Raw genomic sequence first — 11,463 nt, 5'->3', positions numbered from 1 at the left:
CAGTATTATGACTTTTTAGTCATAATACTTAACCTTTTCTTAATATTTTCCTTTTCTTATCAATAAAAGCAAAAAAGAGTGGGCATCTCCTTTTTTAAAGTTATTGCCTACTCTTCCATCTGTCCTAACATCAACCATTTTATTAAAAAATCAATTGCCTTCTTAGCAAATCTAAACTTTGTTCAATGCATAGTCTACCATATCCCCATAATGGACTAGGATAGTTGATAGAATCATCTCTAGTAGCACCTCTTACTAGGTAAGTTCTTACATTTTCACCATATAAAAAAGGATTATTTCCCTGTATAATTCCCCACTCCATTAAAAGCGCTATTCCCCCTGTTACATGAGGTGTAGCCATACTAGTACCACTTTGAACCCTATAACCTGACGTTGTATGGCTTGCTGCACTAATTTCTACCCCAGGTGCCACCAAATCAGGCTTGATGACACTATTATCTCTTCCAAAACCTCTTCCTGAAAAAGGAGCAATTTGACCTGTAACATGGTTATAAGCACCAACTGATATTACCAACCTCGCTGTCGAAGGAGTGGTCAGTGTCGTTTCCACTGTAGGCGTTAAAAAGAAATTATTAGCAGCACCTTCTTCTGTAGTAGGCCCCCATGCATCAAAACGTCCATCTACTATCCTCTGACCATGTACGACAACTTGCCACACACCACTTGTAATCTTGCCTGATGTGGGTACTAAAAATACTGCAAATTCAATATCTCCGCTTAAAGGAGATGGACCTGCAAAAGCAGCATAGACCTTAGTTCCGCCCAACCCATATTGTACCGGTCCCTGAGCATACACAATAAGTGGCGTTCTCCTTCCAGCAGGGTCAATGATTTCAAAGGCTAATTCATCAATAGGATTTTGCCAGATAGATAATGGATAATAAGTCGTATTTTCTCCTATCTGAAATTCAAACATAGTCGTGCCTTCCTGCTCTACTTTGCCACTAGTATGATTCCTAGCATTTGCTTCATTTCCTGTCCCTACTACAATATTATTCTTCCATAAAGTTGCTGCACTATCTAAATATTGTTCTAAAAGTGCATTGCTGTCATGAGGTCCATTATTAGTTCCAATACTTATGTTAATGGCAACAGGTTTACCTAAACTTATAGCTTTCTCAATCACATAACGTACACCTAACATAATCTCTATATTTCTTACAAAACCTTCGAAATCTGGTTGCCCTAGTTTTACAATAATAAATTCTGATTCTGGTGCTGCCCCTACAATTCTGCCTCCTGAACCCCTTCCATTCCCACCTGCTATTCCTGCTACATGAGTGCCATGACCGACTCTATCACCTGTTGGCACTATCTCCTGCTGTTGCATTTTTGTAGGTTGTTTTAAAGCTTCGTTAATTTGCTCCCTTGTATATTCTGTTCCTGTTAAATAACCAGTGGGTGGTGCCCCAGAAATAGATTGATCCCAAATAAAATTGATACGTGTGCTACCATCTTCATTTCTAAAGTCTGGATGAGCATAATTAATACCAGAGTCAATAATACCGAGTAAAGTGCCACTACCTTTTAGCCTATAAGGTGCTTCATTTTGAACAGGTGTAATACAACTGGCCAACATACTTTCATTAATATTATAAAAAAGCCTTTTAGGCACTTCCATATATTCTACTTCTGTAAAATTAAGAAGCTCTTGTATGCGCTCAGGTGGAACGGTTAAAACAGCAAATTGATTACTTATAATTTGTGCTACCCCTCCTACTTTTCGGGCAACTGCTTCAATGTCTCCATTGTATTTGACAAGTATCTCCCAAGTCCCTTTTTGTTCAAATCCCAGTAGCCCTAAATCAATTTCTATCTGTTCTCGTTCATTTTGAGGTACAATACTTAATATTTCTAGTGTTGCATCTGTTTTATTTTGCATGGCCCCTCCTAATTGGTTTGGTTGGCTACTTCTCTCATATTATTAAGGGCTGCCTCTAGGCAAAGTATACCAAATCCCCAACTATTATTAGGATAAGGACCATTAATAATTGGTCTTTTGGCATTACGAATCAAATACACCTCTAAGGCATCCCCATATAATCCTGGATTTCCTAATTGAATAATTCCATAAGACTGCATCAATATATATGCACCTGCTACAAATGCTGCTGCAATACTTGTACCTGATGCTACGGTATAAATTTCTCCATTTCTTACAGAAGGTACAGTTACATTCACTCCTGGTGCTACTAAATTAGGTCTAATCCTACCATCAGCAGTATATCCCCTACCTGAAAAAGCTGCTAATTGTATGGTATTACCATTATATGCTCCAACGCCAGTTAACCCTTCGGAATCAGCTGGGCAAGTTAAAGTCGTTTCTATAGAAGCTTCTAAAAATCTCGTATTATTAGCGTATTCTCTTACGATACTTCCCCATATATTATAATTACCTTGTAGAATACGTTTTCCCCTTAAACTGATACGCCATAAACCACTATTGACAAATTGACCATTTTGACCTTGTAAAACAATAAGAATTTGTTGCTGGGTGATATCTATAACAGGTTCAGAAAAATTAATAAGTACAGCTGTTTCATCAAATAAATATGCTCTATTTGGCGTTAGCAAACTTAGTACCTCTGTTTTTTCTCCCGTTGGTGACTCTAAGGTGAGTTCTACTTCATCACTTATAGGCTTCCATATGCAACAAGCATACTCTTTCATATCTCCATCAATAATAAATTGAATCTCTTTCGTTTCACCCTCTCCTATGTTTCCTTGACCATGACTTCCTCTATTCCCTTCGTTGCCCATTCCTACTACAATATTACATACCCAACTTCTATAAACAGTTCCTATATAAGCAGCTAAAATATCTTCTCCATTATGACTAGCCAAATTATATCCTGAACCTAATAAAATAACTAAGGGTTTACGTAGCTCTTTGGCTTTTTCCATTGCAAAACGAATTCCCTGCATGATTTCAAGATCTCTGGGACCATATTCTCTATTAGGTTTTCCTACTTTTACAATAAGTAAATCACATTCTGGAGCCATGCCTCTATTTCTTCTTCCTACGCTTCCTCGCCCATTTCCTCCTGCTATTCCTGCTAAAGCTGTTCCATGTCCTAGTAGATCCATAGAAGGAACTTTAACTAGCATTTCCTCTTTGGTAGGTTCTTTTAATGCTTCATCAATCTGCTCTTTGGTATAAAGTGTTCCATCAGCAAAACCTAGTGGTGGCCCTCCTTCTATACCTTGATCCCATAAATATAAAATCCTTGTTGTATCATCATCATTTCTAAAGTCAGGGTGTGTATAATCAATACCTGAATCAATCACAGCTAATAATAATCCTCTTCCTGAGATTTGAAAATTCCCTGTTGGAAGACTGGTTTCCTCTGCACAAACCTGAGCTAAATCAAGATCTATATACTCCATAAACTGAGGCAAACTAATGAAGATTACATTAGGTTCATCTGATAGTTCACTAATATAGCGTCTTCCTATAATAACCTGTGCATAACCTTGACCTAAATCATAAACTTTCATATCGAATTTACTACTTATTTCTTCTAAAGTATTGACATAACGAACAATAATCTCCCATATTTGTAAAGTTCGGTCTTTTATAAATAAGCTTTTAACATTAGGTGTCAAAAGGTTTTCATAACGCAAAGCTAATTGCACTTGTGCACTTAATTTGTTAATAACCATTTGCTAACCTCCCTTATTCTAAAGGTGCGATTAAAGTGGCTTCTAGCTTCTTTAAATCTAAAATACCACTTCCTTGACTAAAATGAGGATAAGTCTGATTAGGCAAGTGCGTAAGCTGCTGTTCTATCCACCTTTGCATCATCTTAGTATTCGGATAAGCTTTTCCCTTCTCCTGCTGCCATTTACTATATAAGGTTGCCACTACTCCTGTCACTAAACTAGCTGCTATAGCCGTTCCTTCTAAACATAATATCTCATTTTGTTCCTTTAACCTGATACTTGCCCTACCTTCTGCTACACAGCTTAATCCTGTTTGATTAGTATGCTTTGCTCTACCTGAACCCCCTCGTACAACTAAAGCCTTTGTATCAAAGCTTCCTACTCCCATAGTTCCCCATTTAGCTGGTGCAGGATTTGCCGTATTCAAAGCCGTCCATGAGCTTAATGTAGCTTCTGGATTTACTGGTTGTTCACATAGGCTTACACTTAATCTTAGCTCCTTATTATCTTCAGTGCTCAAATACAATTGCCAAGTGCTTTGTGCGTGCTGCTCTATACGAAATCTAATAACTATTTGCCCACTATGATAATCCCATTTTAACCCACTGCTTTCTACTTTTCCTGCAGTTGTTTGATAAATCCCCTGCTCTTCTATACAAATCCTTTGTGTTTCGTTCCCCAATAATTGTAAACTTGCTTGAAATACCTCTGCTTTTTCCGAACAAATCATCCCGACTATATTTTGCTTTTCTTTCTTCGTTTGTATTCTGACCTCTTTGGAAGAACCTTCTTCTATTAGTCCTCTGTGCTTTTTATCAGCTTCTTCTCCTACAGGCATAATGATGGTAAGCCCTGGCTGATGACTGAGTTCATTAAAGATTCTATCGTATTTATTAACACCTTCTATTCCCTCTAATAGATAGTGATAAGGTAAATAAAGAACTAGGGGTTTTTGATTAAGCTTAGCTAATTCCATTAGTTTGTATGCTCCAATCAATACATCTGGAACTAATGCAACCAGTGGATGAGGTTCTCCTCCATATAGTTGTTGTACGTTTCTGGTTGCAGGCTTTATTTTTGCTACAAGAAATTCCGCCTTAGAAGCAGGTGCTTCATAATAACCTTGTTTTCCTCCAGCTCGACCTAGTAAAAAAGTTGCTTCACTTCTACTATCTGATAATATTTTCTCTGCTTCTAAAGCTGTATTAATTGTAGCTGCTGTATAATAAATCCCTTTATCAGCTTGTTCTTGCTCCCATATACAGCTTATTCTTGTTTTTCCTTGAGATGTTCTTAAAAGTGGTTCTTCCCAATCAACACCTTCTACCGATACAATCCCAATATAAACCCCTTCACCTCTGTACTTAAAAGCGTTAGTCACGACATTATTCTCATTTATATATAGATCATTACTCTTATGTATGGGGATTTGAGCTACTAGAGGTAAAGTCCATTGTGGCATCACATAGTCCTTTAAATCATTTCTTTGTTGTTCTATGTTTGCCTTAGTATCATAAATAGCATAAAAGTCTTGACCTAATAAAATGGTATTTAAACCGACTTGTTCACTTAATTTATTCTTAAAGTTATTTTGCAAAGGTAAATAGAGTTTTTCCGACATTGGAATTTGTTCATAAAAAAGGTCTTGATATAAACTTTCTTGTGTCACTAAAGTTCTTTTCTTTGTAAGTTTTTTTATAGCCTTAGTCATGAGCTTGCTATATGACTTATCATATATAAAATGATTCTCATAAGGTTCAAAATTCTTCTCACTTGGTAAATAGCAAGCTCCAATGTCTTCATCTCTCATTATTTGTAGAACTATATGTTTTTCCCCGACAAGTAATTCATTAATGCATTTGTAGGTTAAACTGCGACAAGTAAAATAACTTTCCTTAGGCTTACTATCTAAATAAATGATAGCAATCTTTTTCAAGGCTTTTGCCTGCTCTATTAAAAGCCGAATTGTTTTAATCAATTCACTGGCCAAAAAACTCTGCTCACTATAGCAACTGATCCATATAGGTCCTTCTTTTAGTAGTGCTTCTTTATTTTGCCATCTTTCTCTTTTTATTTCATAATAGCTGCTAACTTTTGAACTTATCTGCCTTACTCCTATTGTTGCAAAGATTATGGGTGCCTCATTTAATAAGCCTAAAGCTTCTATTTGTTCTTCTCCTAATTGCATTTCAAAATCAGGTTCCAAATATCCTTCTCGTTTCTTAGATAGTTCTTCTTTAATATCTAAAAGTACATATCCGGCTCCTAAATCTTCTAAAATCCATGGTTCTAAAGACTGTTTTTCTTTGGTACACGGTGCCATAATCACTCTCATATTCCTCCCCCCTATGCTCTAGAAATACTTGCTTGTAAGTCTAGCCTGCCATAGCCTTCTATCGTGTTAGGGTAGATTACATTAGGTTGCCTTCTAGCACCGCGAATCAGAATACTCCTAGCTATTCGTGTATTCATATTAGGAAAATTACCTTTAAGAACCCCCCACTCCATTAACAATGCCGCTGCAGAACTTGTTATGGCTGCCGCTGTACTAGTCCCTACATAAGTGGTAAATCCACCTCCTGGCATAGGCCCTTGAACATTAACACCAGGCGCAATTAAATCTGGCTTCATAATGCCATCTGTAGTAGGCCCTCTGCCAGAAGAGACATAAACACTATCATCTAAATAGTCATAGCTCCCTACCGTAATCCCAAATTGCTCTGTCCCTGGTATTTCTATGGTGGTTTCTGGATCAGGTCTTAAAAATCTTGTATCACTTTGAATAAATCCTCTACGTGGTAACCAAATGTGAAAAATACCATTAATAACAATGTCTCCATAAACTGTTAATGTCCATAACCCTGGTGTTGGCTTTTCTAACCTAATATCAATTTTTTGACCTCCGGTTAATGGATCTGGATAAAAATAAGTGACAGTTACTGTTGTTTCTTCTAAATTAAGTTTAAATGATTGAGGTATTCGGGGAACAATAGGTATTTTTTCAATAACTTGCCCTAGTGGACTTTTAATGGAAACGGTTATTTTATTAGGAATATCTACCCACACAAACATAGGAAATCCCGTTTCTTTAACACCTACATTAACTTCTAGACTCTCTGAACCGCCACTACCCACTGTTCCTTTATAGTGATGTCCACTACTCCCTTCATTGCCTGCTGCAATAACTACTATAATATTAGCTGCTAGAGAGAGGCTACTAATATAGTCTTCTATTATTTCTGTACCATTGTGTGCGCCATAATTGCTTCCTAATCCTATGCAAATGACTATAGGTTTTCGTTCCTGCAGTGATAACCGAACTAAATAACTGATACCTGCTATAATATCATTATTCTGGTAAGCCGGTTCCCCTGTATTAATTAAAAATATATCTCTTATATATTCACTTGCAGGACGCAATTTAACCATAGCTATGGCTGCATCTGGTGCTCCTCCTGTATAATCAAGTGTTCCTGTTTGATCATTGCCTGCTGCTATTCCCGCTAAAAAAGTACCATGTCCATTTTCATCTTGACTAGGAACTATGGCTAAAGGATCAGGACTTTTAAGAGCTTCATTAATATCTTGTTGTGTATACACGCTACCATAGCTATAACCTGAAGGAGGATTTCCTGAAATGGTTTGATCCCATATACTTACAATACGTGTTGTATTATCTGCATTCTTAAAAAGTGTATTCGTATAATCTATGCCTGTATCAACAAATCCAATAATGATCCCATTACCACGTAATTCACCATAAGGATAATTATGAAACTGTGAAATATTAGATGCACTAAGAGCAGGTACCGCACTAAGGCCATAGGGAATAGGTGATGTAATAAAATTAACTGTATTCCTCAAGATATTAAACTCTCGCTCTGCTTGCTCTCCAGCTGGAACAGTGATTGCATAAATATTAGGCGCAATAGATTCGAACTGTAGTGAAGGAAATCCTCTACTTATAGTTTGTATATCAGTAAAGCTACTTAAAATAAAATTACTAAGAATAAATTGTTGGTCAATAGTTGCCATCATTCACCCCACTATATAAAATGCTCAAAATCTAATTTTTAGACCTTGAGCATTCTTGTGTTCACTATTATATTTATGTGGCAATCTCTTTAATTATTAATCTTCAGCTTATTTATTTTATTATTTATCTCATTAATTTACCATGACCCACTATAATCTTATCAATTAACTTACTGCACTCTGATTTGCTAAGTTCTTCATACCCTTGTGGCAAGGCTAAACTATGTCCCTTACAAAGACTTTCTAAATAGTTTTTTTGCTTTTTGGTCATTGGTTCTATTTTAGGAACCTCCCATTTCATCCTTTCAGGTATAAAAAGCTTTGCTTCCTGCTTTTCAAACTCATTTCTAAGCTTTTCAAACAACTCATAAGTAGCAAAAGCATCGTGATAGGCACGATGAGCATTTTCTAAGGAAATGGCATAGTGGTCACATAAATCACCTAGTTTACGGCTGGGTAAATGTGCCAACATTTTTCTAGAAATCACTAATGTATCTACACCCATTTTTTCAAATGTAAAACCTAAGGCCGTAGCCTTAGCTTTAAGCATGCGATAATCAAATAAAATAATATTATGACCAATCAAAGGAACATCCTCACAAAAGTCTATAAATCGTGGCATTACTTCTTCAATAGGAGGTGCATCTGCTACCATCTCATTTGTAATACCTGTAATAGAAATAATATAGTCAGAAATCATTTGGGTTGGTCTCACCAATTCGTTAAATATTTTTTTTACTTGACCTTCCTCTATATAAACAGCCCCAATCTCTATAATTTCACTTTGCACAGGATGGGCGCCTGTTGTTTCTATATCTACAACAACATACTTATTCATCTTAATCTCCTTTTAGTACTCTCACTCTCACGTATTCTTATCTTCTATTGTACATCACCCTCTATAAATTGCAAACCAGTTAACTATGTTTCTATTTGAAAAATTTTTTTACAAGCTACTCTATCTTATAACGCTCTAGTATTCCCCTATGAATTCAAGCCAACTTTTCCATTTTTAAACATTGACAAAAAAATCTAAAAACACATTCTTGCCAAACAGATGTGCAAGATATAGTATATATTTAGAAAACCGATTATATATATAGTATAGTATATAAATTGGCAAAAGTTTTAAGGGGGATAGCAAAATGCAATATTATGTTATTAAAAGAGATGGAAGAAAAGTAACCTTCAATACCACCAAAATTGAAAATGCTATTTTACGCTCAGCAAAAAATGTAGAAGTTGATATACCTATTAGTGATATTACTTCTAAAGTCACGGGCCGTATTCAAGACTTGTATAGCTATGAAATTACAGTCGAACAAATTCAAGATGTGATTGAAGATACTTTAATGGATTTACAATTAGAAGCTCTAAAAAATTCCTATGCTAATTATCGTAAAGAGCGTACACGCATACGTGACTTAAAATCCGAGCTTATGGATACGGTCCATAATATTGGTATTGAAACAGATAGAGATAATGCTAATGTAGGTAATAACTTTTCTTCCAAGCTCCTTCGTATTGCCAGTGAAACAAATAAATGGCATAACTTATCAAAAATGCCTAAACACCTTGCTAAACTACATGAACAAGGAGATTTGTATTATCACGATCTCGATAGCTATAATTTAACCACTAACTGTTTACACATTGATACTGGTAAAGTATTTGAGAATGGTTTTAATACAGGTTATGGTACTATTCGCAAACCTAAACGTATTGAATCTGCTGCAGAGCTTAGCTGTATTTTATTACAGTCTTCTCAAAATGATATGTTCGGTGGTCAATCACACGTTAACTTCGATAATGATATGGCACCTTATGTGGGACTTACAAGAGAAGAAATCCAGCAAGAATTTGCCCCATTAAAGTCTTCTTTATCCGAAGAAGATTTTACTACCTTTGTAGAGAATAAACTTGTAAGTAGAGTACGCCAATCTATGCAAGGCATTGTTTATAACTTAAATACCATGCATTCTCGTGCAGGTTCACAAGTTCCTTTTAGTAGTCTTAATATTGGTTTGCCACAAAGCAATGATGCTGCTTTAGTATGCCAAATTTTCTTAGAAGAATACGAAAAAGGTCTTGGTAAAAACGAACAACCTATCTTCCCTAATATTATTTTCCGTGTCAAAAAAGGTGTTAACCGAGGTGAGGATGCGCCTTATGAATATCTCTTTAAACTGGCTTGTCGTGTAGCTAGTACACGTATGAATCCTACCTTCATGAACATTGATGCTGACTTTAACTTAAAATATTATGCAAAAGGTATTTTACCAGCTACTATGGGTTGCCGTACTTATGTATGCTCTAATATTAACGGTCCTGAGGGGCCTAACAGACGTGGTAATAATGCACCTACTACAATTAATCTACCTCGTGTTGCTCTTGAAGCAAAAGGTAATCTAGAAGCTTTTTGGGTATTATTAGATGGTCGCTTACAGTTAGCTAAAGAATCCTTACTTCATCGTTACGAAGTACTTAAACGCCTTAAGGTGAAGGATTTACCATTTGTCGTTGGCGAAGGACTTATGCTGGGTTCTGAAGGCCTTGGACCTAATGATAGTATCGATCCTGTCTTAAAAAACGGCACCTGGTCTATTGGCTTTATTGGACTTGCTGAAACCTTAGTTGCTTTAACAGGTAAACATCACGGTGAAAGCGAAACAGCTCGTGAATTAGGTTATCAAATCGTTCAATGTATCCGTAATTTCACAGATAAAGCAACCCAAGATACCCATATGAACTGGAGCTGCTATGCTACTCCTGCTGAAGGACTTAGCGGTAAATTTGTTATTCAAGATCGTGACCGTTTTGGTAGCATTGCTGGTGTGACAGATAAAGATTATTACACGAATAGCTTCCATGTTCCAGTTGGCTATCAAATTTCTATTATAGATAAAATTCAAATCGAAGCGCCTTTCCATAGTATGTGTAATGCGGGTCATATCAGTTATATAGAAGTAGATGGTTATCCTTCTGAAGAAACGATTGAAAAAATCATTACGTATGCTTATGATAGCTCCAATATTAGTTACATAGGGATTAATTTTCATCTCAGATACTGTAAAGACTGTGGTGCATCTGTTACAGACTGTGGGAAAACATGTCCTGAATGCGGTAGTAGCCATATCCAAGGTATTAGCCGTGTAACAGGCTACCTCAGCTTAGATGAGCGTTTTGGTAGTGGTAAATCAGCCGAGAGACAAGACAGACTCTCACATGATGAAGCTCATAAAAATACTTATACTAACGTATGAGTACCTTACAGGTAGCTGGTTTTTTAGATCATTCTACTGTTAACGGAGAAGGCTTTCGTAGTGTTCTCTTTCTGTCTGGTTGCCCTCATGCTTGCCCTGGCTGCCATAATCCAGAAATGCAGGCTTTTCATTATGGAGACTCAGTAGAAGCTTCTGACATTCTTCAACGTATCTTAAAAAACAAGCCACTTATAGATGGTATCACCTTCTCCGGCGGTGAACCTTTCGAACAAACAGAGGCCTTGATAGATTTAGCTGCTTCTATTAAATCAACTGGCCTTACGCTTTGGTGCTATACCGGTTATACCTATGAACAGCTCATTACAAATCCTAGTAGAAGAAAGCTTTTAAATTTTATTGATGTACTCATTGATGGTCCTTTTATCTTAGCTGAGAAGGATGAACATCTTCTCTACAGAGGTTCTCGTAATCAACGTATACTTTATCTCAGTCAAGGGAAGATTATAGAAAGCTAAAAAAT

General features: G+C 36.4%; 7 protein-coding genes. 2 read left to right on the top strand and 5 right to left on the bottom strand.

What is annotated here, in order from left to right:
* Positions 1–142: 142 nt before the first annotated feature.
* From EKH84_RS10995 to EKH84_RS10975, 5 genes are all read right to left on the bottom strand, one after another.
* Positions 143–1,903, bottom strand: a complete 1,761-nt coding sequence (locus tag EKH84_RS10995) for a S8 family peptidase (RefSeq protein WP_127066332.1) — start codon at positions 1,901–1,903, stop codon at positions 143–145.
* A gap of 8 nt (positions 1,904–1,911) precedes the next feature.
* Complete coding sequence (locus EKH84_RS10990; protein WP_127066331.1) at positions 1,912–3,684, bottom strand: S8 family peptidase; 1,773 nt, start codon at positions 3,682–3,684, stop codon at positions 1,912–1,914.
* A 13-nt stretch (positions 3,685–3,697) separates the two neighbouring features.
* Positions 3,698–6,019 (bottom strand): hypothetical protein, encoded by a 2,322-nt coding sequence (locus EKH84_RS10985; RefSeq protein WP_127066330.1) that lies wholly within the window; start codon positions 6,017–6,019, stop codon positions 3,698–3,700.
* 11 nt (positions 6,020–6,030) lie between these two features.
* The gene (locus EKH84_RS10980; protein WP_127066329.1) at positions 6,031–7,719 is read right to left on the bottom strand and encodes a S8 family peptidase; all 1,689 of its coding nucleotides are present in this window, start codon (positions 7,717–7,719) and stop codon (positions 6,031–6,033) included.
* 124 nt (positions 7,720–7,843) lie between these two features.
* Positions 7,844–8,557 carry a 3'-5' exonuclease gene (locus EKH84_RS10975; protein ID WP_127066328.1) on the bottom strand — a complete coding sequence of 238 codons (714 nt, stop codon included), beginning with the start codon at positions 8,555–8,557 and terminating at the stop codon, positions 7,844–7,846.
* A gap of 307 nt (positions 8,558–8,864) precedes the next feature.
* Here EKH84_RS10975 and nrdD point away from each other — a divergent pair, with 307 nt between their 5' ends.
* The gene (gene nrdD, locus EKH84_RS10970) at positions 8,865–10,982 is read left to right on the top strand and encodes an anaerobic ribonucleoside-triphosphate reductase (RefSeq protein WP_127066327.1); all 2,118 of its coding nucleotides are present in this window, start codon (positions 8,865–8,867) and stop codon (positions 10,980–10,982) included.
* Positions 10,979–11,458 carry an anaerobic ribonucleoside-triphosphate reductase activating protein gene (gene nrdG / locus EKH84_RS10965; RefSeq protein ID WP_127066326.1) on the top strand — a complete coding sequence of 160 codons (480 nt, stop codon included), beginning with the start codon at positions 10,979–10,981 and terminating at the stop codon, positions 11,456–11,458. Before nrdD ends, nrdG begins: the two co-directional genes overlap by 4 nt.
* Positions 11,459–11,463: the final 5 nt, after the last annotated feature.

Origin of the sequence: Cellulosilyticum sp. WCF-2 (genome assembly GCF_003990395.1) — a bacterium.
Classification (GTDB): Bacteria; Bacillota; Clostridia; order Lachnospirales; family Cellulosilyticaceae; genus Cellulosilyticum; species Cellulosilyticum lentocellum.
The sequence above is the reverse complement of the archived record's forward strand: the minus strand, read 5'-3'. Positions and strand labels throughout refer to the sequence as shown.

What these genes read in the sequence shown, in the direction of transcription:
- EKH84_RS10980 (WP_127066329.1), bottom strand. Translation starts at nt 7,719, where the DNA reads ATGGCAACTATTGACCAACAATTTATTCTTAGTAATTTTATTTTAAGT.
- nrdG (WP_127066326.1), top strand. Translation starts at nt 10,979, where the DNA reads ATGAGTACCTTACAGGTAGCTGGTTTTTTAGATCATTCTACTGTTAAC.
- EKH84_RS10990 (WP_127066331.1), bottom strand. Translation starts at nt 3,684, where the DNA reads ATGGTTATTAACAAATTAAGTGCACAAGTGCAATTAGCTTTGCGTTAT.
- EKH84_RS10995 (WP_127066332.1), bottom strand. Translation starts at nt 1,903, where the DNA reads ATGCAAAATAAAACAGATGCAACACTAGAAATATTAAGTATTGTACCT.
- EKH84_RS10975 (WP_127066328.1), bottom strand. Translation starts at nt 8,557, where the DNA reads ATGAATAAGTATGTTGTTGTAGATATAGAAACAACAGGCGCCCATCCT.
- nrdD (WP_127066327.1), top strand. Translation starts at nt 8,865, where the DNA reads ATGCAATATTATGTTATTAAAAGAGATGGAAGAAAAGTAACCTTCAAT.
- EKH84_RS10985 (WP_127066330.1), bottom strand. Translation starts at nt 6,019, where the DNA reads ATGAGAGTGATTATGGCACCGTGTACCAAAGAAAAACAGTCTTTAGAA.